At 40.8% G+C, this 23,615-nt stretch carries 21 protein-coding genes and 1 other RNA gene; 14 read left to right on the forward strand and 8 right to left on the reverse strand.

The annotated features are described in order from the left end of the window. Window positions 1-3: 3 nt before the first annotated feature. From AB6T38_RS01045 to pspF, 6 genes are read right to left on the reverse strand one after another with little or no spacing between them, the layout of a single operon-like run. Window positions 4-786 carry an ATP-binding cassette domain-containing protein gene (locus AB6T38_RS01045; protein WP_372545429.1) on the reverse strand — a complete coding sequence of 261 codons (783 nt, stop codon included), beginning with the start codon at window positions 784-786 and terminating at the stop codon, window positions 4-6. Next, complete coding sequence (locus AB6T38_RS01050; protein WP_372545430.1) at window positions 783-1,778, reverse strand: oligopeptide/dipeptide ABC transporter ATP-binding protein; 996 nt, start codon at window positions 1,776-1,778, stop codon at window positions 783-785. The genes AB6T38_RS01045 and AB6T38_RS01050 overlap by 4 nt, the downstream gene beginning before the upstream one ends. Then, window positions 1,778-2,671 (reverse strand): ABC transporter permease subunit, encoded by an 894-nt coding sequence (locus AB6T38_RS01055; protein ID WP_372545432.1) that lies wholly within the window; start codon window positions 2,669-2,671, stop codon window positions 1,778-1,780. Before AB6T38_RS01055 ends, AB6T38_RS01050 begins: the two co-directional genes overlap by 1 nt. Next, window positions 2,658-3,689: an ABC transporter permease gene (locus AB6T38_RS01060; protein ID WP_372546029.1), complete on the reverse strand. Its 1,032-nt coding sequence runs from the start codon at window positions 3,687-3,689 to the stop codon at window positions 2,658-2,660. The genes AB6T38_RS01055 and AB6T38_RS01060 overlap by 14 nt, the downstream gene beginning before the upstream one ends. Then, window positions 3,689-5,326 carry an ABC transporter substrate-binding protein SapA gene (gene sapA, locus AB6T38_RS01065; protein ID WP_372545433.1) on the reverse strand — a complete coding sequence of 546 codons (1,638 nt, stop codon included), beginning with the start codon at window positions 5,324-5,326 and terminating at the stop codon, window positions 3,689-3,691. Before sapA ends, AB6T38_RS01060 begins: the two co-directional genes overlap by 1 nt. 4 nt (window positions 5,327-5,330) lie before the next feature. Further along, a complete protein-coding gene (gene pspF, locus AB6T38_RS01070; protein WP_372545435.1) occupies window positions 5,331-6,440 on the reverse strand; it encodes a phage shock protein operon transcriptional activator in 1,110 nt (369 codons plus the stop codon). 310 nt (window positions 6,441-6,750) lie between these two features. Here pspF and pspA point away from each other — a divergent pair, with 310 nt between their 5' ends. From pspA to maiA, 11 genes are all read left to right on the forward strand, one after another. Next, a complete protein-coding gene (pspA, locus tag AB6T38_RS01075) occupies window positions 6,751-7,428 on the forward strand; it encodes a phage shock protein PspA (RefSeq protein ID WP_372545436.1) in 678 nt (225 codons plus the stop codon). A gap of 27 nt (window positions 7,429-7,455) precedes the next feature. After that, the gene (gene pspB, locus AB6T38_RS01080) at window positions 7,456-7,695 is read left to right on the forward strand and encodes an envelope stress response membrane protein PspB (RefSeq protein ID WP_348492118.1); all 240 of its coding nucleotides are present in this window, start codon (window positions 7,456-7,458) and stop codon (window positions 7,693-7,695) included. After that, entirely contained in the window at window positions 7,692-8,144 is a 453-nt protein-coding gene (gene pspC, locus AB6T38_RS01085) for an envelope stress response membrane protein PspC (RefSeq protein WP_372545437.1), read from the forward strand. The genes pspB and pspC overlap by 4 nt, the downstream gene beginning before the upstream one ends. Before the next feature lie 237 nt (window positions 8,145-8,381). Beyond that, complete coding sequence (locus AB6T38_RS01090; protein ID WP_372545438.1) at window positions 8,382-9,815, forward strand: YcjX family protein; 1,434 nt, start codon at window positions 8,382-8,384, stop codon at window positions 9,813-9,815. Window positions 9,816-9,819: 4 nt separating this feature from the next. Then, window positions 9,820-10,872, forward strand: coding sequence for a YcjF family protein (locus AB6T38_RS01095; protein ID WP_372545439.1), 1,053 nt, complete (start codon window positions 9,820-9,822; stop codon window positions 10,870-10,872). Between the two features lie 213 nt (window positions 10,873-11,085). After that, a complete protein-coding gene (phhA, locus tag AB6T38_RS01100; RefSeq protein ID WP_372545440.1) occupies window positions 11,086-11,886 on the forward strand; it encodes a phenylalanine 4-monooxygenase in 801 nt (266 codons plus the stop codon). A gap of 195 nt (window positions 11,887-12,081) precedes the next feature. Then, entirely contained in the window at window positions 12,082-13,638 is a 1,557-nt protein-coding gene (tyrR, locus tag AB6T38_RS01105) for a transcriptional regulator TyrR (protein ID WP_372545441.1), read from the forward strand. Between the two features lie 206 nt (window positions 13,639-13,844). Further along, on the forward strand, window positions 13,845-14,942 hold the full coding sequence (hppD, locus tag AB6T38_RS01110; RefSeq protein ID WP_372545442.1) for a 4-hydroxyphenylpyruvate dioxygenase: 1,098 nt from the start codon (window positions 13,845-13,847) through the stop codon (window positions 14,940-14,942). Beyond that, window positions 14,935-16,077: a homogentisate 1,2-dioxygenase gene (locus tag AB6T38_RS01115; protein ID WP_372545443.1), complete on the forward strand. Its 1,143-nt coding sequence runs from the start codon at window positions 14,935-14,937 to the stop codon at window positions 16,075-16,077. The genes hppD and AB6T38_RS01115 overlap by 8 nt, the downstream gene beginning before the upstream one ends. Window positions 16,078-16,096: 19 nt before the next feature. Next, entirely contained in the window at window positions 16,097-17,116 is a 1,020-nt protein-coding gene (locus tag AB6T38_RS01120; RefSeq protein WP_372545445.1) for a fumarylacetoacetate hydrolase family protein, read from the forward strand. A 50-nt stretch (window positions 17,117-17,166) separates the two neighbouring features. Beyond that, the gene (gene maiA, locus AB6T38_RS01125) at window positions 17,167-17,820 is read left to right on the forward strand and encodes a maleylacetoacetate isomerase (protein ID WP_372545446.1); all 654 of its coding nucleotides are present in this window, start codon (window positions 17,167-17,169) and stop codon (window positions 17,818-17,820) included. Window positions 17,821-17,827: 7 nt separating this feature from the next. Here the strand turns inward: maiA and AB6T38_RS01130 are convergent, their stop codons facing one another. Further along, entirely contained in the window at window positions 17,828-18,295 is a 468-nt protein-coding gene (locus tag AB6T38_RS01130; protein WP_216050112.1) for an Lrp/AsnC family transcriptional regulator, read from the reverse strand. 222 nt (window positions 18,296-18,517) lie between these two features. On the opposite strand from AB6T38_RS01130, the gene AB6T38_RS01135 reads away from it, so the two are divergent. Next, a complete protein-coding gene (locus AB6T38_RS01135) occupies window positions 18,518-19,570 on the forward strand; it encodes a Glu/Leu/Phe/Val dehydrogenase dimerization domain-containing protein (RefSeq protein ID WP_372545447.1) in 1,053 nt (350 codons plus the stop codon). Between the two features lie 176 nt (window positions 19,571-19,746). Then, window positions 19,747-19,843, forward strand: an RNA gene (gene ffs, locus AB6T38_RS01140) — signal recognition particle sRNA small type. Between the two features lie 69 nt (window positions 19,844-19,912). Here ffs and AB6T38_RS01145 read toward each other — a convergent pair. Continuing rightward, window positions 19,913-20,185, reverse strand: coding sequence for a late competence development ComFB family protein (locus AB6T38_RS01145; protein ID WP_372545448.1), 273 nt, complete (start codon window positions 20,183-20,185; stop codon window positions 19,913-19,915). A 660-nt stretch (window positions 20,186-20,845) separates the two neighbouring features. Between AB6T38_RS01145 and AB6T38_RS01150 the strand changes: the two genes are divergently transcribed. After that, complete coding sequence (locus tag AB6T38_RS01150; RefSeq protein ID WP_372545449.1) at window positions 20,846-23,482, forward strand: TonB-dependent receptor domain-containing protein; 2,637 nt, start codon at window positions 20,846-20,848, stop codon at window positions 23,480-23,482. The last annotated feature ends 133 nt before the right edge of the window (window positions 23,483-23,615 follow it).

Raw genomic sequence — 23,615 nt, forward strand, 5'->3', positions numbered from 1 at the left:
AAGTTAATTGGGGGTAATAAGAGACTGGTGAGATTTGACAAGTTTTTCGGTGTATGAACTTTTAGGCCAGTTAAATACCACATCGGTTTTACCCGCTTCCACCAAATTACCGTTTTGAAGAATTAACACGCGGTCACTAATATGACGAATGATGCCTAAATTATGGGAAATAAAGATAAACCCCAAACCTAGGTCTTTTTGCAATTTCATAATTAGGTTTATGGTTTGTGAACGAACAGACGGATCTAAGGCTGCAAAAGGTTCATCGGCAACTATGACTTGAGGGTCTAGAATCAGGGCTTTGGCTAAGGCTAGACGCTGTCGTTGACCATCGGATAACATATGTCGATAAAAGAACATGTGGTCAGGCAATAAGCCAACTAACTTTAAGGTTTCTTCAATTTTTTGTAGTCGTTCTGATGCATTTAGTTTGGTATTGAGAATTAACGGCCCTTCCAATATTTTGGCGATGTTGATGCCTGGATTTAAGGATTCATTGCTGTGTTGAAAAATCATGCGAATATTTAAACAGCGCTGTCGTAAATTATGCGGGGATAACTTCTGATTATTCAGGTAAATATTACCTGACGTAGGTTTCTCAGCTCCCACTAAAAGCTTGCCTAATAGTGATTTTCCCGAACCGTTCTCGCCGAGTATGGCTAAGGTTTCTCCTTCATTAAGCTCGAAGTTTACTTTACCTAAGGTGAATCCGGACTGTTTCTTAAACAGACTTCTTACGGGTTTTTGGATGTACTCGAGGTTTTCAATCTTCAGTAAAGCTGTCATTCTTTTTCTCGTATTAAAGGGAAGTGGCAACTGTAAAAATGATCTTGAACGTATCGCAGCTCAGGGACCTTAACACATTCTCGTTGGGCTCGAGGACAGCGTGGGCCTAAACGACAACCTATGGGTAAATGTTGCAAAGTAGGGATGGTGCCATCAAGGGTCGAAAGAGGCGATTTAGGTGGTAAGTCTTTTCTAAAACTTGGCGCACTGTCTAACAGTGCTTTAGTGTATGGATGTAACGGACGCTTGCGCAACTGCGCCATTTTGCCGTCCTCTACGGTTTGCCCACAATATAAAACGGTCATTTTATTTGCCATGCTGGAGATGGCGAGCAAATCGTGACTTACAAATAAAATACTTAAATTACGGGTCTTATTTAGTTGCGAAAGCAATTTTAATATTTGTATTTTCGTAGTGATCTCCATGCCCCGGGTAGGATCATCAGCGATTAATAACTGGGGAGATGACACTAATGCGCAGGCTATTAAAAATTTCTGACCTATATCATCGGCAATTTGATTAGGGTAAGCCTGTAAATACTTTTTGTGATCCTTAATGCCAACTTTATGCAGCAGTTTTATTGCGATTTGCAGTTTATGTTGGCTTCTTTGCCAAAACCACTTCCCCTTTAGAATATGTCCTGGAATACTTTCTATTAATTGTTCACCAAGGGTAGATGAGGGGTCGAGTGACGCGACGGGGTTTTGAAATATTACCGCTATTTCACTGCGCATTATTTTACGTCTTTCAGATTGGCTAATTTTAAGTAAGTCTCGTCCTTTCCACGTGAGCCTATCAGCGGTTAGTCGCCAGTTTTCGGGTATTGCTCCTACCACAGCTCTAACGATTAAACTTTTACCCGAACCAGATTCACCCACGAGGGCACGGATTTCCCCTTCTTCGATACGCAAGTTAACTTTATCTAGGGCTTTTATCCAACCAGTTGATCCGTTGATTTCCAAGGTCAGGTTTTTAATGTCTAGTAAAGCCATTATCGTTGCAGCCTATTTCGAAGGGCAGAGCGAAGTCCGTCACCTACTACGTTAACTGATAACACCATCAAAAATATCGCGCTGCCGGGCAAGGCAATACTCCAAGGAGATTTGTAAGCTACACGCAAGCCTTCAGAAAGTATTGTTCCCAACTCTGGTGCTGGCGCTTGTGCCCCCAGACCTAAAAACCCTAAAGCACTAATATCTAAAATCGCAATGGATAAAGCCATGGTTCCCTGTACAACCAACATTTCGTACATATTGGGTAAAATACAGTAAAAGAATAGATAGGTGTTTTTTGCGCCATCTAATTTAGAGGCCAAAATATATTCTTTCGCCATTTCTGTTCTAACCACTTCTCGGGTGTTATGCACAAACTGTGGGATCAGTGCCAAACTGATGGCCCACATACTGTTCACCAAACCCACCCCTAAAATACCGACTATGACAATAGCAATAAGCAGCGTCGGTATAGCTAGTATAGAATCTAATAAGTGGTTCAACACACTAGAACGTACGCCGTGAGTTAGACCCGCAAGCGCTCCTAATGCCACGCCTATCAGCATGGCTAATAAGACTAACAATAAACTAATCCCCAGGGTCATTCTGCAGCCGTAAATCAGTCGCGAAAGGAGGTCTCTGCCTAAACTGTCGGTACCAAACAAGTGGCGAATAGAGCCGTTTACATCCCAAGACGGTTTGACTAAAAATGCATTGGGGTTTTGCAAAACGGGGTCGAAAGGCGCGATAAGGGGGCCAAAAACCACTAGAAAAACAAAAAATGCCAGAATCCATAAGCCTAGGACAGCAATATGGCTCTTACGAAACTCCCACCACGTATGAATTAATGGTGATGGATGAAACTCTTCTTGGTAGATATCAAATTTGGGCACGACGCTCTCCCGTCAGTGCTGGATTAAGCAGTTTTGCAAATAAATCGGTACAGACAGTTAATATAATTACTATAGTTGATACCGCTAGCATCCCGGCTCTTATCGCCGGGTAGTCTCGCTGATAAATGGCCTGAATTAACCAATTTCCAATGCCTGGCCAAGAGAAGATTACTTCAACGATCATGGCGTTGGTAAGAAGCACGGCAAATTGCATCCCAAATAATGGAATAATAGGAATCAGCGCATTTCTAACCCCATGACGAAATACCACTTGTAAACCGCTTAACCCACGAGTGTAAGCGGTCAGAATATATTGGCTTGCCATCACATCGATAACCGAACGACGGGTAATCCGAAAAATAATAGATGCAGTTACTATGGTTAAAGATAAAGTCGGTAAAATTAAATGTTGCAGGGCACTTTGAGCGGCATCGTTTTTATATTCAAAATCACTCAAAAAAATATCTATGAACATAAAGCCAGTTTGATGGGGAATATCAAACAGTAAACTGATTCTCCCCGACAATGGAAACCAGCCTAGCTGCAACGAAAACACCAAAATCATAATTAGCGACAACCAAAAAACCGGTGTGGAATAGCCAATAACACTTGCCGCTAGCAAACTATAATCAGAAGCTTTGTAGTGCTGAAAACCTGCTAGAAACCCCAAAGGGACACCAATTAGTAGTGAAAGTAGTAACGCGTAAGCACTTAATTCCATGCTAGCTGGCAGGGTTTGAGAGATTTCTTCCCATAATGGGTTACCAGAACTAAAGCTCAGGCCCCATTGCCCCTCTACAAGGTTATTTAAATACACCCAATATTGATAAATATAAGAATGATCGAAACCATGGAGTTGTGTTAGATATTGATAGGTTTCGTCAGAAGTGTATTTGATACCAGTTAAATTGACTAGTGGATCGCCAGGAAATAAATAGACTAACGAAAAAGACAAAACGCTTAATACAAATAAGGTAAGAATCAGCAAATTGAATTTTCGAATAATTTGGATCAGCATCATTGTTTGTCAACATCCCCAAAACGAATTGCACCAAATGGATTAATGACTAAGCCATTAAGCTCTTGTCGATGTGCTCGATAGCGATACGCATGGGCCAATGGCAGCAAAGGAATTTGTTCGGCTAACAATTTATTGGCCAATTTATAATATTCAATTCTTTGTTCTATTTCAGAGTATTGTAACGCTTGATAGATAAGAGAGTCATATTCATCTGAACACCACATGGCTCGGTTTGTGCCGGACTCTATTGCGGAACAAGATAATAAAGGGCGGTAAAAGTTATCCGGATCGCCATTGTCAGCTGACCAACCTATGAGTACCGAGTCATGTTGCCCTTCTTTGAGCTTCTCGCGAAAAGTTGTCCACTCATAACTTATAATATTAACCTGAATCCCCACTTGAATAAGATAGTTTTGCATTAGCTCAGCCATTTTTCGAGCATTAGGGTTGTAAGCTCTTTCAACTGGCATGGCCCAAATATTCATGGTGAATCCTTCATCTATGCCACTTTCTCTTAGTAGTTTGCGGGATAGCACTGGATTGTAATTAGTTTCACTAATATCAGACTGAAAAGCCCACGATGACTCAGGCAGTAAACTTTTTGCACTTACCGCACTGCCATAATACACAGCATCTAGTATGGTGTTTTTATCAATGGCCATGGCCAATGCCCGTCTTACTTTAGGATTATTGAATGGATATTTTGAAGTGTTAAACGCCCAAAACCCAACATTTAGACCAGGCCTACCATCTAAGGTTAAATCTTTTCTTTCACGGATAGTGTCTAATTCACTATGGGCTGGAAAAGCGATAGCATCACATTCTCCGGTCATCAGTTTGGCTAACCGGAGTGAGCTAGTGGTGGTTATGTCGAAGATCAGTTTTTCCGGTGCGTTTTTATGCTGCCAATAATCTTGGTGCTTTTTGTAGCGAATATAGTGGTCCTTTTTGTACTCTACAAATTTAAAAGGCCCTGTACCGATAGGATAATTATCGATTCGTTCTTTTTGCTTACTCTGGGTAAGTTTTTGTGCGTATTCAGCTGAAAGAATCACGGCAAAGTCAGTGGCCAAATTAGCTAAAAAAGAACTGTCTGGGCGGGATAGGGTAATTTCCACGCGGTATCCATTTATCCGTTTTACTTTTGAGATTAAGTCAATTAAGCCAATGCTCGTAAAATACGGATAATTTCCGCCAGAGACATAATGATATGGATGAGTAGGGACTCGCCAGCGTTCGATACTGAAAATAACGTCATTAGCATTGAAGGTTCTAGAGGGAGAAAAGTATTTTGTATCGTGGAATTTTACCCCCCGCCTAAGTTGAAAGGTGTAAGTCAGGCCATCTTGGCTAATCAGCCAGCTACTGGCCAATGCGGGGACGATTTTTCCAGATTGCGGATCGAAGTTGAGCAAACGATCGTAGATTTGATGGGAAGATGCATCCGAGGTAGTGCTAGAGGTGTCCAGTTGGGGGTTGAAGCTAGTAGGGTTTCCCTCAGAGCAATAAATCACACCCGTAACAGGAGATGTTTCTGTGGTTTTATCGAAGCAACCGCTTAAACTCAGCGCGATTACTGCTGAAAAAGCAGCAAATGTGGAGCGCAAAAATCGATTGGCGTTTTTAAAATGCATTACCTTAATCTTCTATATCTTCCGGGGAAGTATCCAACAAATTATACTTTTTCAGATAGCCGCGTAATTGATGATACGTCAAAGAGAGCTTCTCTGCGGTCTTTTTTTGATTAAATTGACTATCTGCTAGAGCTTGTTTAATTAAATCTACTTCAAAGTCTTGGGATAGGTTTTTTAAATCAACGGGGAACTGCAAGGGCTTTGTGTCCTTTGCCGCTAGTTTGGGTTCATCATTATTGCTTGAATTGTCTATTGCAACTGGTTGAGGGGGTGTTGGCGTAGGTGCAACAGCGGTAATTCTGTCTTGGGTTTTTATTCTGCCTGTTGGGCGATAGACCGACTCAAAGGGATCGATAATGATTTGATGAACGGGCACATGGGGGTTGTTACTGCGATATACTGCTCGTTCCACTACATTCTTCAATTCACGAATGTTGCCAGGCCATTCATATTCAAGCAATGTGCGTTTAGCTTTTTCTGTAAAGCCGCTAAACAATTCCATTTCTAATTCTCTAGCCATGTTTATTGCAAAATGCTCTGCCAGCATCATAATATCATCAAGCCGTTCTCGCAGAGGAGGGAGCGTAATAACATCGAATGCGAGTCGATCTAATAAGTCCGGTCTAAACTCCCCTGAAGCAGCCAAAGACGGCAAGTCTTCATTGGTGGCCGCGACAATTCGAACATCCACTTTTACCGAGCGGGAACCGCCCACACGTTCAAATTCACCATACTCGATGACTCGAAGTAGCTTTTCTTGGATCAGACCAGAGGTATTGGCTAACTCGTCTAAGAACAAGGTGCCATTGTTGGCTACTTCGAAACGACCTTCACGACGTTTTTGTGCGCCTGTAAAGGCACCCGCTTCATAACCAAAAAGCTCGGTTTCTAATAAACTTTCACTCAAGGCTGCGCAATTGAGCTTTAAATAATTTTGTTCCCAACGCTTAGATAGGTAATGCAGCCGAGCGGCCACTAGTTCTTTACCTGTCCCCCTTTCTCCAATGATTAAAACCGGTTTATTTAGGGGAGCAATTTGAGAGATTTGTTCAAGTACTTCAAGGAAGCTGTTGGATTGTCCCAGCAGATTGTCTTGTTGACGAAATCGGCTCATTGACAGGTGTCCTCTATTTGAAAGTTGTGGAGATTAAACGACTTTATCGAAGATGCTATTCATGTTCAAAGAGATAAAACCCCAAAGTTTTTACTCGTTCATGTGTACATCAAAATAAAAAGTGGTCTAATCCGCTAATATGTGGTTGATAATCATAATACGCTAAAATCACAAAGTTAAGGAATAAAATTATTTTTATTTAAAAATCATAAGGTTAATATTAATTGATTAGTTGGCCTGTATATTGAATAAGTTAATGCAGCAAATGCCAAAAGCATTTATTTGATAACTTGAAGTAGAGGAAAAGATTATGGGTATCTTCTCGCGTTTTACAGACATCGTGAACTCAAATATTAATTCATTACTTGATAAGGCTGAAGATCCAGAAAAAATGGTTCGTCTCATTATTCAAGAAATGGAAGATACATTAGTTGAAGTGCGTTCTGCCTCAGCTAAAACCTTAGCGAACAAAAAAGATATAAGTTCGCAAATCACCAAATTAAATGGTGAAGCAGAAGACTGGCAGTCTAAAGCGGAATTGGCTCTAAGCAAAGACCGTGAAGACCTTGCAAGGGCAGCCCTACAAGAGAAGAAAAAATGTGTAGAGCACAGTGAATCTCTTGCTAACGAATTGTCACTTATTGATGAGCAAATCAGTAAGCTGCAAGGCGAAATTAGTCAACTACAAGACAAATTGGCGGATGCCAAAGCTCGTCAGAAAACGATTATTATGCGTCAGAAGACAGTGAGCTCTCGTCTTGAAGTGAAACGTACTTTAGATAATAGTAAAGTTGATGCTGCGATGGGACGTTTTGAACAATACGAACGTAAAATTGATGATTTAGAATCACAGGTTGATGCCTATGATCTAGGTAAGAAAACCTTAGCTGATGAGTTTGCTGATTTGGAATCTGACGATGTGATTGATGATGAACTGGCGGCACTTAAGAAAAAAGTACAGACTAAAAATACAAAAGCTAAAAAATAAAAGTTGTAGCCAGGAAGGAGTAAGACTGTGGAAGATATATTGATTGTGACTGTAGGTGTGCCTACTATTATTTTCATGATAATTGTCGCACCTATTTGGTTGATTTTGCATTACCGAAGCAAAAAGCAGGTCAGCCAAGGGTTATCTGAAGATGAATATAAGTCATTACAGGAGTTATCCAATAAGGCTGAAATAATGGCGGATCGTATTCAAACGTTAGAAGCTATTTTGGATGCAGAATCACCAGATTGGAGAAATAAATCATGACAGCACGCAAGCAATTACAGCGAGATTCGGAAAATGGAAAAATAGCCGGTGTCTGTGCAGGGATTGCTGAATACTTCGGAATAGAGACTTGGTTAGTTCGCATTTCAGCTGTAGCTGCTATGTTGTTGTTAGCTGGGCCTTTTATCCCAGTATTTTATATCGCAGCTTGGTTTATTTTAGATAAAAAATCACCTGAATCTAAGCATGCGGCCCAAAGCCAACATCACTTTCACGGTAAATCTGGCGTTAAAGGCTGGCACAATGATATTGATGATGCTGATAAAAAAGTATCTGTTAAAGCAAAGGTATGGCAGGCTGGAGAGCCACCAAAACAAGCTTTTTATGATATCAAACAACAATATTTGCGCACTGAAGCTCGTTTGAGAAAAATTGAAACCTATGTAACTTCATCTGAGTTTCAATTGAATAGGGAAATAAATAAACTGTAAACACTTATTCTGCTCACAACTTGCATTACTATGCATAACTGCACCGAGAATTTGATTATTCAGGTGCAGCCATTCGGTTAGGTAACTACAATGAGTTTGAATGTTACCTAAACGGCAAACATCTAATCCTATTGAGTCATAAACTAGCCAGAGCGTTTGTTTCTCAATTAAACAAAGGTAAGATTCTTTATTATACTTCCCTCGCTAACCTGTTTTGTGATTTCAGGAGTCATTTGATTGCTATCTAAATTATCCCAAAATGCTTCCATGCAACGTTTTCAAAGCCAAGCCAAGGTACTAGGCCATCGGTTGATGGACCATCATGTCAGCTTGGCGGTAACTGGTCTTAGTAAAAGTGGCAAAACAGCGTTTATTACCTCTTTGGTCAATCAATTGCTAAATGCGCGAGGATCATCCGAGTTACCGTTTTTTTCCGTCGTCTCCGAAGATCGACTTATTGGTGTTAAACGTGATGTTCAACCCGATGTCACCGTTGCTCGTTTTGCTTATGAGCAAGGGCTCGAAAGTCTTAATAGCGAACCACCACGCTGGCCGGAATCCACCAATGGCGTATCTCAGGTAAGACTACTTATTAAATATCGCAATCAGTCTCGACTGCGCAGATTAGTTTCAGAGCATAGCACTTTAACCCTTGATATTACCGATTATCCTGGGGAGTGGCTGCTTGATTTACCTTTATTAGAATTGGATTATTTACAATGGTGTCAGAAATTCTGGGATGACTTACATGATCAAATCAAAAGTTCTTTGGCTGAAAACTTTAAAGCCGAGTTAGCGACTTTGGATTTAACTGAGACGGCTGATGAAATGCAAATTCAGCGTATCTCAGAGGTGTTTACCCAGTTTCTGCATAAATGCAAAGAGCAAGGATATCAACTTATTCAACCTGGACGTTTTGTGCTTCCTGGGGAGTTGCTCGGAGCACCGGTTTTGCAGTTTTTCCCGTTAACTCCTATTCAGCTTAAATGGGTAACAGAAAATCAGCAAAAAGGTGAGCATAATGCATTATTGGGCTTATTAAATAGTCGGTTTGAACAATATCAAAAGAAAGTCATTAAACCGTTTTACAAAAGGCACTTTAAACGCTTCGATCGACAAATAATTTTAGTCGATTGTTTATCCGCATTAAATATGGGTGCCCACAGCTTCAACGATTTGCGTAAAGCGATAAATTGGTTATTGGGCAGTTTTCATTATGGAACCAGCAATATATTAAAGCGGATTTTCTCACCTAATATTGACAAACTTATGTTTGCCGCAAGTAAGTCTGACCACATCACCCCCGAACAACAGTCGAATTTAGTGATGCTGTTAGAGTCAATGATCCATGAGGCCAGGCAACATATTCAATACGAAGGCGTAGAAACAGAGTCTACTGCTTTTAGTGCTATTCGCACTTCGCAGGTTGGCAGTAGTGCCTTAAATGGAGAACCTATTCAGGTACTCAAGGGCACAACAATTGAAGGTAAAAGTATTACCTTGTTTCCTGGGGAAGTACCTAAAGAGTGTCCTGATCAGTCATTTTGGCAACATCAAGGATTTGCTTTTCCAAATTTTCGGCCGATGCCTAAAAGCGACAATAAAATAGCCTTTCCACACATACGCTTAGATCATGTATTGCAGTTTGTGTTGGGTGACAAGCTGGAGTGAAATTATGAGTCAATCTGATCAAGCGGGCAAAGACAGTATTCAATCGAGTCTGATTCTGAGCGAAGAACAAGACAATGTTACTAGTGCGCCCAACGAAGGGGGTGTGAATAGGTTAAAACCAGCGACATTGTTAGCTGACGAAGTGGAGTGGGAAGAAAGTAACTCTGCGAATGCGCAACATGATGATCTCGACATTGAGCAAGATGCTAAAACAGTGAAAAGTTCCAAGTTATTCTGGCTACTGTTGATGATGTTAGGCCTTGGATGCGTTGAGCTGGTGTTGTTTATTCGTGAAGTAATGGTATATAAGGACTATTTATCTGCTATCTGGCTTGTGTTGTTTGCACTTATTGTACTAATGGCAGGCAAAGAGTTGTTTTCCCAGTGGCGAGGGTTGGCTCATCTGAAACGTCACGAGCAATTTAAACAACAAGCCCAGCAATTGATTGCTGCACCCACTATTGGTCAGTCAGAAGGGTTTTGTGAAAAGCTCATTGCTAATCTGCCTGCTGAAGAATATGAGCAGGAAATTAGTCAGTGGAAAAATGCATTGCAAGCACACCATGTAGACAGTGAAGTCTTACAATTATTTGAGCAAAAAGTATTACAAAAAGTTGATGAAAAAGCCTTGGCCTGCGTAACCAAACACGCCTCCGCTTCGGCAGCCATGATTGCAGTTAGTCCCTTTGCTTTGCTAGATATGATAGTGGTTTTATGGCGTAACTTAGTGATGCTCAAACAAGTGAGCCAATGTTATGGAATACAGTTGGGATACTGGGGAAGAATCAGTTTGATTAAGCGGGTCTTCAAATCGATGTTAATCGCTGGCGCGGCTGAGATTATAAGTGACGCCGGAAATTATGCTCTTGGAGCTGGGGTGACTGGCAAATTATCATCACGGGTCGCGCAAGGGTTAGGAGCCGGTGTGTTAACCACAAGAATAGGAGTAAAAGCGATGCGTGCTTGCCGTCCATTACCTTGGATAGCCAGCAAACCTCCTGGATTATCTAAATTAAGCCAACAATTGTTAGCTGACCTAAAAAAACTTACTTTATAACTTACTGAAATAATTATAAAAACACTCAAAAATGTAAAAGTAATGTTACATTTTTGAGTGAGCTGTATATGCCTCTGTTTCTGTTCCTTTGTGTTGATTTAAGTAGACTTAAAGGAATTGAAGTACAGCAATTTAAAACGGTTTCTACTGTGGTTAGCCACAAAATGTAACCGAAAAATGGCTTCTGTTAAATTTGAGGCCGAGGAATTACAGATGGCAAAATCAACAAAATATTACTCTCGTAGTATGGATGAAAATGGTTTAGTGGATTGGTCGGAAAATGAAAACTCTGTATGGCAATCCTTATTTAAAAGACAAGTCGCTATTATTGAAAATAGAGCCTGTGATGAGTTTATGGAGGGCCTTAATTTACTTGATCTACCTTCCTATCGAATCCCCCAATTAGGTGAAGTTAATGAAGTGTTGGCAGCCACAACTGGCTGGCAAGTGGAGCAAGTTCCATCATTGATTAATTTCGATGCCTTTTTTACATTATTGGCGAATAAAAAATTTCCGGTAGCCACCTTTATCCGCAGTCGTGAAGATTTTGATTATCTTCAGGAACCTGATATTTTCCATGAAATTTTCGGTCACTGTCCATTACTGACCAATCCATCTTTTGCGCATTTTACGCATACCTACGGTAAATTGGGGTTAGCCGCCAGTAAACAGGATCGCGCATATTTGGCTCGATTGTATTGGTTCACCGTTGAATTCGGTTTACTGCACACCTCTGAAGGAATGCGTATTTATGGGGGAGGGATCTTATCGTCACCAAGTGAAACTATATATGCCCTAGAAAGTGATAAGCCTATCAGACAAGAAATGTCTCCTCTAGAGGCGTTGCGAACTCCCTATAGAATAGACATTATGCAGCCTATCTACTTTACCCTTAATCACTTTGAACAATTGTTTGAATTAACCCAACTCGACATTATGGCTTTAGTGAACGCAGCTAAAAAACTAGGTTTAAAAGCACCGCTGTTTGAAGCTAAGGACAAGTTAGTCAGCTAATTTGCAATAGGTTTAAAGGCAAACCTTAAAATTGCAGGCTATACTATATCGTGCTTTTTGTTAGCTATGGTTCCTACAAAAAGCACGTATTTCTCCCTTTGTCTCAAATTTAGGTTAACTACCTCACTGAATTTGAAGACAACCCTCTAAATTTGTAATAATATCTTTACACCTTTTTAAATGGATCGTGACTGTATGCGATTGGAAATTATCTGTCAGGACAGATTGGGCATAGCGCAAGATGTATTAGACATATTAGTCAATTACGAAATTGATTTACGTGGTATTGAAATAGATATCGCTGGGAAAATTTTCTTAAATTTTCCCAATATTAAATTTGAAGATTTTCAGCAGTTTATGCCTGAAATTCGGCGTATTAAAGGTATAGAAGATGTTAAAACAACGCCTTTTATGCCAATTGAGAGAGAACAAAACCAGCTACGAGCGCTGCTACAAACTTTACCTGACCCCATCTTCTCTTTAGATACCAGAGGTCGGATTTTGCTAGTTAATGAGGCAGTAACCGCTAGCGTTGAGCAAAGCTCTGAAAGTTTGTTAGGAGAAGAAATTGGTGAATTTGTTCGCGGTTTCACTTTTCAAAAATGGTTTGAAGGTAACCCGACAACCGCTCAGACTCAAAAAGTTAGTTTTTTAGAACAAGACTTTTTAGCAGATATATTGCCAGTCATGATCCCCGATGCTGGTGGCTCCTCGATTCTAGCTGGTGCACTGCTGATGCTTAAATCCGAGTTTAGATTGGAACAGCAACTTACCGTTTTCCACCAAATCAGTAACGATAGTTTTGCCTCGGTGCAAGCTAGTAGCAATGTGATGAAAAAGGTGGTTAAAGAAGCCACCCGCATGGCCGAGTTAGATGGGCCTATTTTGATATTTGGTGAAACCGGTACCGGCAAAGAAATGTTAGCTAGAGCTTGTCATGAAGCGAGTCGCCGAGCCAGTGGTCAATTCCTACCCCTTAACTGTGCTTCATTACCGGACAATGTGGCTGAAACCGAGTTATTTGGTTACGCCCCTGGAGAGTTTGGGCAAGCAGAGGGCAAAGAGGGTATTTTAGAACAAGCTAAAGGTGGCACCCTTTTCTTAGATGAAGTGGGGGATATGTCAGATCAGTTGCAATCTAAACTGTTGCGGGTGTTGCAAAACGGCACATTCCGCAGAGTAGGTGATAGCAATGAAGTGACTGTGGATGTGAGAATTGTCTGCACCACGCAAAAAGATTTAGCTAAACTTGTGGAAGAAGGGCAGTTTAGAGAAGATCTTTATTACCGCCTTAATGTGTTGAGTTTAACTGTCCCTGCGTTGCGTGAGCGTAAATCCGATATTATTCCGTTGGCCGATAGATTCATCAAACAACATTGTATGAAACTTGGTCGTCGCGCGCCAAAATTAAGTAAATCCTGTGTTGATTATTTACAGTCTTACTCTTGGCCCGGCAATGTTAGACAACTTGAAAATGCGCTATATCGAGCATTGTCTTTGCTCGAAGGAAATGAGATGTGTAAAGAGCATATTCAACTGCCCAGCAGTTCAACAAACTTGAATTTCATTCCTGAAGAGTTCGAAGGCTCTTTGGAAGAAGAAGTGAAGCGCTACGAAAAAAGTTTGTTGAGGCGTCTCTATCCTTATTACCCCAGTACTCGTCAACTCGCCAAAAAGTTAGGTTTGAGTCATACCGCGATTGCCAACAAGTTACGGGAATATGGGATAAATAAGAAGACTGTAAAACTTTAGATACAGTTATTTTTGCAGTGTTCATTTTTGTTGACATATAAAGCCGCTTTTTAGCGGCTTTTTAATGCCTTCTATCAGATGTAAGAATTACGTTACAAAATATGGGTTTTTCAGTTAACAACTATCCTGTAGCAGACTCTTCAGTTCTGGCAAATAATACGCTTAAGTATAGCCCTCTACTTGTTTAACTTTTGCGAGAAATATCAATGACTACTGACATTCACTTTAACCCTTTGCAATGTGACGGTTTCGAATTTGTGGAATATACCGCAGCAGATGAAAAAGGGATTCAAGATCTAAAAGATCTTTTCGTATCACTGGGCTTTGCAGAAGTTGCCCAACATCGCTCTAAACGTGTTTGGTTGTTTAAACAAGGTGATATTAATTTTATTGTGAACGCCGAACCTGCATCTCAAGCTGAAGAATTTGCCCGTTTACGGGGACCAAGTGTCTGTGGCATGGCAATTCGGGTGAAGGATGCAGGCAAAGCATTGCAACATGCAGTCAAAAACGGCGCTAAGCAATTTATTGGTAATTTAGGGGCTATGGAACTCAATATTCCAGCCGTATACGGTATTGGCGAAAGTACGCTATATTTTGTGGACCGTTATGGTGACGAATCAATTTATAGCATTGATTTCAAATTCTATCCTGATTGGCAAGAGCGTATGCAAAAAGCCAATGCGGGGTTAGCGGTACTCGATCACCTAACTCACAATGTGAAACGTGGGAATATGGCGGTTTGGGCTAATTTTTATGAACGAATTGGTAACTTTCGCGAGATCCGATATTTCGATATTGAAGGCAAGTTAACGGGGTTAGTGAGTAAAGCTATGACCTCTCCTTGCGGTAAAATCCGTATTCCCATCAATGAGTCATCTGACGATAAATCGCAAATCGAAGAATTCATCCGTGAATACAATGGTGAAGGTATTCAACATATTGCTTTATCTACGGAAGATATTTACGACACTGTGCGAACCTTAAAAGCACGTGGACTTAAGTTCATGGATACGCCTGATACTTATTATGAGAATGTGGATAAACGTGTTGAAGGACACGGAGAAGATTTAGCCACTTTGCAAGAGCTAAAAGTGCTGATTGATGGCGCACCTATGAAAGACGGGATTTTACTACAAATATTTACTGATACCGTGATTGGGCCGGTCTTTTTCGAAATTATTCAACGTAAAGGCAATGAAGGTTTTGGAGAAGGTAATTTTAAAGCCTTGTTTGAGTCCATTGAGCAAGATCAAATTCGACGTGGCGTGATCGAAAATAACGGTGAAAAGTCAGATGCGTAGATGGATTCATTTTCCTCGCCAAGCGGGCACCTGTTCCCGTCAAGCCCATGCTGACTTTCCTGAGCAAGCCATTTTCGAACGGGAAATTGGCCGTAATGGATTTTTTGGACCTGCTACTCACCTCCATCATACCCATGCACCAACGGGATGGATTGATTGGCACGGGCCTTTGCGTCCTAGAGCTTTTGATTTAAATTTATTGCCAGAAAAAAAGGTAGCTATAAACGGCAACTCCCCATGGAGTGCACCGGACATTTTATTCAATGTTCATTGTCGCTATCGCATCTGGCATTGTCATGGGGCAATGAAAAAGCTCGCCCGAAATGCCGATGGTGATGAATTGTTATTTATTCATCAAGGTAGCGGGCAGTTGTTTTGTGACTATGGGCACTTGTCCATCAAAGAAGGGGATTATGTGGTGATCCCCCGTTCGACTTTATGGCGAATAGAGCCTGATTCACACATGCAAATCTTGATGATTGAAGCCACTAATGATAGCTATCAATTACCAGAAAAAGGGTTAGTGGGTCCCCATGCGATTTTTGATGCGGGGATGTTAGATGTCCCTGAAATCAATGATAGGTTCAAACAGCAGTACAGCGAACAAAGATGGCAAGTGGAAATCAAACGGCATAACCAGATTTCCGAAGTGACTTACCCATTTAACCCCCTTGATGCCATTGGTTGGCATGGTGATTTGAGTGTGGTGCGAATTAATTGGCGGGATATTCGTCCATTGATGAGTCACCGATATCATTTGCCACCTTCGGCGCACACTACCTTTGTTGCCAATCGATTTGTGATTTGTACCTTTGTACCCAGACCCATAGAGAGTGATCCTGGGGCGTTAAAGGTTCCTTTTTATCATAATAATGACGATTATGACGAAGTCTTGTTTTATCACCAAGGTGACTTTTTCTCTAGAGATAATATTGAAAAAGGAATGGTCTCATTCCATCCAGCTGGCTTTACCCACGGACCTCATCCAAAAGCGTTTGCCGCAGGTCGTGCCCATAAAAAGACCTTCACCGATGAAGTGGCGGTAATGTTGGATACACGGGATGCGTTGCAAGTGGCGGAAGTTTCCTCATTGGTTGAAAATGCTGACTATGTAAATAGTTGGCAAGTTAAATAATTATCTGAAAAGGATTGCCATGAAATTAGCAAGTTATAAAAATGCCAGCCGAGATGGTCAGCTGGTAGTCGTAAACAAAACCCTTACTCAGTGTGTTTTAGTCACTGATATTGCCAGCACTATGCAGCAGGCTCTGGATAATTGGGCGCAAACAAGTCCGAAATTAGCGTCAATATATCAACAATTAAATGCGGGAACACTGCAACATGCTTTGTCCTTCGACAGTAAAAAGTGTGAGTCTCCTTTGCCTAGAGCTTATCAATGGGCCGACGGCAGCGCCTATGTTAATCATGTGGAACTGGTTCGAAAAGCCAGAGGTGCAGAGATTCCCGAGAGTTTCTGGCACGATCCCCTCATGTATCAAGGTGGCTCCGATGACTTTATTGGCCCAACAGATGATGTTGTTCTGCCCAGCGATCAATGGGGCGTGGACTTTGAAGCGGAAGTCGCTGTGGTGACAGACGATGTTCCAATGGGCACAGCGCCCGAAAACGCTGGCCAACATATTAAATTAATCATGTTAGTTAATGATGTATCTCTAAGAGGGCTGATTCCTGGGGAGTTAGCCAAAGGTTTTGGTTTTTTCCAGTCTAAACCTGCATCTGCATTTTCCCCTGTTGCCGTTACGCCTGATGAGTTGGGTGACAAATGGGTTAATAATAAAGTGCATCTGCCCTTGATCTCTGAATATAACCATAAGCTATTTGGTTGTCCTCAAGCGGGTGTGGATATGACATTTGATTTTTCCCAATTAGTAGCACACGCCGCGAAAAGTCGTAATTTAAGTGCCGGCACTATTATTGGGTCTGGTACTGTATCTAACAAACAAGGTACCGAATACGGAACCAGTATAGCTGAGGGCGGAGTAGGCTACTCCTGTATTGCGGAAGTAAGAATGATAGAAACAATTCGAGACGGCAAACCCAGTACTGAGTTTATGAAGTTTGGTGACCACATTAAAATAGAGATGAAGGATGAGCAGGGAAGTTCTATATTTGGCAGTATCGAACAGAAAGTTATAAAGGCTAATCTGGGTTAATAGCATGGTTTTTTGAAACATGGAATATACTTAGTTCGAGGAGATAATAAATGAGTTTATATTTACACGGGTACTGGCGTTCTTCTGCTTCTTATAGAGCTCGAATAGCACTTAATTTAAAACAATTAGATTATACCTATGTTCCGGTTAATTTAACTAAAGACGGTGGCGCACAGTTTAGTGAACAATATAGTGCATTAAACCCAGCGCACTTAGTGCCTACTTTTGTCGATGATGATGAAGATATTTTTCTAAATCAGTCGATGGCGATTATTGAATATATTGATGAGCGTTATGAAGAGCCGGTGAAATTAGTACCTATTCATCGCTTAGACCGTGCAAGAGTGCGCAGTTTTTCACAGGATATTGCTTGTGATATTCAGCCCATTACGAACCTACGTGTATTGCGCCATCTAAAAACGAACTTTCAATCCAGCGAAGAAGATAATGCTGCATGGTGTAAATATTGGATTGAAACGGGGTTTAAAGGAATCGAAAAGCGCATGGTAAATACCGTTGCTGACTACTGCTTTGGTTTCGACCTCAGCATGGCCGATGTCTGTTTAGTACCTCAAGTTTATAACGCTGAACGATATGGCGTGGATATGGAGCAGTTTCCCTTAATTCAGCGGGTCGCAGACAATTGTAATCAATTGCAAGCATTTATCGATGCCAAACCCGAAAATCAGGTAGATGCAGTTTGAGCTGAGATTATATATTTTTAATGGGTAGCTCTGTGGTGTTCTTAACCTGCTTAAGGGCAAACGTAGAGCTAAGGTGATCGACTAAAGGTAAGTTGGTGAGTTTACTTTTTAGTAAGTGCTCATATTCTTCAATACTCTCAACGATGACTTTTAAAAGATAATCTTTGTCGCCGCTGGTGGTGTGACATTCAACTATTTCATCAATACTTTGCACTGATGCTTCAAATTCGTTGAGTGATTCGCCATCATGATTTTTCAAGGTAACATAAATAAATACTGAAACACCTAGGTTAAGTTTTTTATTATCTAATATGGTTACTTTTTGCTTAATAATACCATCGGCTTCCATGCGTTTTACTCGACGCCAGCATGGCGTGTGAGACAAACCTACTTTTTGGCTTAACTCGGCCATAGATACAGTGGCGTCTTTTTGTAAAACTCGTAGAATTTCACGGTCAAATTTATCAAACTTCATATGATGATCTTGTCAAAACTGGATTATTTAATTTAATAGTGGAGCATGCGCAAAATCTTTATCTTTTTCAAGGAAAGATACTAGGATAATTATCCTAAATGTTGGAATCCAATCGTTACACAATTGCGCGTTTTCTGCTAGCGTAAAATTCTTAGCAAAACATATCCTCAATACCTTGCGCTACTATACTTAAAAATAGCAAACTATTTATAAGGTTTAGTAATGTCTGTGTTCGATCACTTAGAATTTGATGGCCATGAGCAAGTGGCGTTTTTTAATGACCAAAAAACCGGGTTGCAGGCAATTATTGCCGTGCACAATACTAATCTTGGTCCGTCGCTAGGTGGATGTAGAATGTGGCCTTATGCCAGCAGTGAAGAAGCCCTCAACGATGTACTCAGGTTATCAAAAGGGATGACATATAAAGCTGCCATGGCGCAACTTAAGTTGGGCGGTGGTAAAGCGGTTATTATTGGCGACCCGCGCACTCAAAAAAGTCCAGAGCTAATGGCGGCAATGGGAACCTTTGTAGAGCAAATGGGCGGTCGCTATATAACCGCCGAGGATTCAGGCATTGCAGTAACCGATATTAAAATGATGGCGCAGAATACCGCCCATGTATCAGGAATTCAGGCGAAATATCGAGTTGATGGTGGTGAAGCCGATGGCAATCCGGCACCGTCTACTGCCTATGGTGTATTTAAAGGCTTAGAAGCGTCAGTTAAATATGGGTTAGGCTCGGATTTACAAGGTGTAAAAGTAGCAATACAGGGTATGGGGCATGTGGGCTTTCGATTAGCTGAACATTTGTATCAACATGGCGCAAAACTATACGTCACTGATATCTATCCAGACAATGTAAACCTAGCGATTGAAAAGTTTGCTGCAACAGCGGTTAGTCCCGATGAGATCTTTGATCTTGATGTTGATGTTTACGCGCCTTGCGCCATGGGGGCCTCTGTTAATCATCAAACCCTCAACAGAATTAAAGCGAAAGTGATTGCTGGTGCGGCGAATAATCAATTGGCCCAGGAATCGATAGGGGAGTTATTGCGTGAAAAGGGTATTTTATATGCCCCCGATTATGTGATCAACGCTGGTGGCGTTATCGATATCTACCATCAACGCATGCTCAGTACTGCTGAAGCCATGCGCAACCATATTGAAGGTATAGCAGATACATTAACCCAAATATATGAGCGTGCCGCGGCAGAGCAGCAAGCAACTAATGTGATTTCCAATCGTATGGCAGAAGAGCGCTTTTTAGCAGAATAGGTTTTTTATAGGGCGCTAAATGAGCTTTTGCCTTATTGTAGGCTGAAAATTCAGCAACTAATTGTTTGGATGTGAATTCAACCTTGCATATTAATACGGCTTTGGTCATAATGCGCGCCGATTCAATGACTCTTGCTTAGGGCTAAGTTTATTGAATCTGAGTTTCAATGGTGGCCTGTTGGTCCTTCCGCAATGATACTCTGTGAAATCGGTCAGGCCCGGAAGGGAGCAGCCGCAGCAGACGACTCATGTGCCGGAATGTGGCTGATGGGCCGCCACCCAAATTCTCCATTTTAAATACATTCCCTCTTTTATACTGATTAAGCATCAATTCATTAATATCTAGGAATCTACCGACTCTGGATCATCTAAATAGCTCATAGCTTTAGAAACAGCATTAATCACTTTGTTTTCCATTTGCTCACGTTCACTTTGCGGAAGGTAAAAAGACATATCCACGTCAAACCTTATATACCTTGGCGGTAATTGGTTAAGTGCTAAGCAACACAAGTCTGCGATATAGTCTGAAGCTTTAAAGTTATCCAACTCCAACAATTCAATTCTTTCTAATACTAGATGTTCATAATAATTGTGGATGTCATCATCAAGTTTCATTATTACTGGCTCTCGCTCAATCTTTCTGCAAAATATTAGCTTAGTGGAATCGTTTGATAATACCAATAGCTTTCTGTAAAGGCCCAGGCTGTTTGATTTATAATCAATCGATGTGGTTGTTTAAATTTAGCCTCAAAAAACCAAAAATACATTTGTCTAATAATTCTAATGCTTTTTAACACGCTGTTAACACCTGCTTAAAGTGGGCTGAAGACCGATGATAAATATTCTTCTTACTCATAATTCTATTCAGTCAAAATAGGAAAAGACAGGGACAACGGCTTTCTTAAAGTTCAGATGTAATTATTATTTCATTTGATTTCATACTGTTACAAGATGTGTGCTTGGAGTTTTTAAACCGAAAGTTAAGACTGGCTAGATGAAATAGTTACAACTAGTCGAAAAGTTTTGGTTTTAAAAATTCTACTTGTTATTAACAGAAGCAATTCTTTTAAATTTAGCCAAGATCGAAAGCGTAAACTTTTAGTTACTTATTCCTTTATGAAATATGTTGAACTTTTATGTAATAGGCTAATACAACGAGTTGACCACGGCACTATGATGTGTTTATTATTCAATGCGAGGTTCACTACCTTACTAATAAAAAGTCGCATAAGCGATAAAACTAACACTATAAAATAGTGGTCCAGGGAGACATACATGTATACAAATTCAAAGTTAACGAAGTCAATTCGTCTAGCTCTAGCCGTCGGTGCTGCTTCAACAGCAGTATTGGCTCCTGCAACAGCTGTTGCACAAGATTCAGCTGGCGTAGAGAAAATCTCTGTAACCGGTTCACGTATTAAACGTACCGACCTTGAAGGCGCATCCCCAGTAATTTCGATCAGCGCTGCTGATATAAAAATGGAAGGTGATTTTACTGTTGCTGATGCCTTGCGTAGTAGCTCTTTGAACTCGTTTGGTTCTTTCTCTGAGCGTTCTGGTAGCTCTGCACAGTCTCAAGCAACGATTAACCTTCGTGGTGCTGGTTCTCGACGTACTCTAGTTCTATTGAACGGCCGTCGTTTCCCAGGTTCACCTACTTTAGGTGGAGCTTCTGCTAATTTGAATGCTATTCCAATGGCAGCTGTTGAGCGTATCGATATCATGACTGAAGGTGCGTCTGCTATTTATGGTTCAGATGCAATGGCTGGTGTTGTTAACGTTATCCTTAAAGATGATTTTGAAGGCCTCACATTCAATATAGGTGCGGGTCACCGCGATAATGATGAAGGCACTACATCAAATGAGTTCTCTATCGTGGGCGGTGTGTCTAACGATAAAGGAAATATCACCTTCTCGTTTGATCACCAGAAGCGTAAAGGTATTGCTGATGCTGATCGAGTTTACACTTCAGCTCAGCGCAACGATCTTGATGGTGACGGTATTATTCAAGCTTATTCAGAAACTATTGGTTGGTCGATTTATGGTGCAACAGCGACAAATGCTGATGCCTCAATGACGTTGGCATCGCCCGTTTGTGATGATTTGACTGCAGAGTTTGGCTCCGATACATTTTTAGAGACTGCAGCTGATGACGACTGGAGTGAAGGCTCTACTTACTGTATGTATGCTTTTGCTAATGCTTCATTTAATACTGCGTCAATAGACCGCAATACCCTATATATTAATGCTAATTATGAAGTTGCAGAAGACGTAGAATGGTTTGGTCAAGCTATGTTTGTTCAAAACAGTTCATTTGGGCGTTATGCTCCTCCTGCTGCTGCTATAGATGGTATTGGAGCGGTCGGTTCTGAAGATGAAGGATACTTTAGTTCAACATATAACCCATGGGATGAAACTTCATTCCGTACTTATATTCGATGGGCAGACGTTGGTGTTCGTGACGGTAATGTTGACGACTATAACCAAGATTACACTACTGGCTTACGTGGTAATCTAGACTGGAATGATGCTTCTTGGGAAGTTTATTATCACTACAATAGCGCAAATAATAAATCAGTTGGTGATTATTATTTGTCTTACGGTGGTTTAGCGTATAATGAGGCGAATGATATTCCTTTAAGAAGTGAAGAAGGGATTGCTAACACTCGTTTAACGACATTACAGAATTCGCAATCTACATTTAATCAGTTCTTCGCTGGTATTGGTTTCGATATGTTCGAGCTTGGTGGTGGAACGGTAGCACACTACTTTGGCGCTGAGTACTTTGAACAAACTTATGCAGACATCTACGATGGTCAATCTGAAGCTGGTATAGTTGGCGGCTCTGCTGGTAATTCGTCCCTTGGTGAACGTGATGTTACAGCCTTATTCTTTGAATCAGTATTGCCTGTTTCAGACACTGTTGAGGTGAACGTTAAAGCTCGTTATGATGATTATTCTGATTTTGGTGATAAAGTTTCTCCTGCAATTTCAGCCCGCTGGGAAGCTATGGATAACTTGATTTTCCGTGCATCCTACTCAGAATCTTTCCGTGCTCCGGGCCTTGACCTTTTAAATGCTGCTTTAACTTTCTCAGCTGAAGGTGCAATTGATTACTCTCAAGGTGCTTCATCAACCAAGCAGTACGATACGTACTATGCAGCTAACTCTGAGCTAGGTCCAGAGTCATCTGATTATATTAATATCGGTGTGGCATGGGACATTAATGATAATGTAGGACTGAAATTAGATTATTTCAATCTTGATATACAAGACGTTATTCAACAAAAGACATTGCAAGATTTGCTTTCAGATGAAGCAAATGGTTTGATCACCGCATATGGTGCAGATGAAGACACCACTGATACTTTCTATTTGAAACGTACAGTTTCAGGTACTTTAGTTGAAGCTGGAACATCATATTTTAATGGTGTCGGTTTTACAGTTGAAGGGATTGATTTCACCATCAATGCTAATATTGAGACTGAATTTGGTGACTTCCGCTTTACAAATGTCAACAGTTTTGTCATGTCATATGAAGAAGAAGTTGGTGGTTTAATTCAAGATACTGCAGGTTGGTCTGGTCAGCCAGAGTTCAAATCTGTAGCAACCTTGTCTTGGGCATTAGAAGATCATTCTCTTGCATGGAACTTGACTTATACAGACAGTACATCTGAAAATGAATCAGCTGGTGATGATGGTTATTTTGTACAATCTGGTAAGTTAGACAGCTGGTTAATTCACAACTTGACTTATACTTATAATGCTGGAAGCTATGGAGCGGTTACTCTTACAGTCAATAATTTGACTGATGAAGATCCTGTTCTAACATCGACAGGAGCTTGGGATGATCAAGATCTATATAATAACTTTGGTCGCGATTACCGCATTAATTACCAAATTAGCTTCTAATAGCTGAAACTGTAAACTTTAACTCTGACTAGTTCGGAAATAAGTTAATTTTTGCTTTAATTTAGGCGCTCGATGTACTTCATCGGGCGCTTTTGTATTTTAAGGCCATATGTTGCCGACGACTACTATAAAC

The organism is Aliiglaciecola sp. SL4, from assembly GCF_041538045.1.
Lineage (GTDB): Bacteria > Pseudomonadota > Gammaproteobacteria > Enterobacterales > Alteromonadaceae > Aliiglaciecola.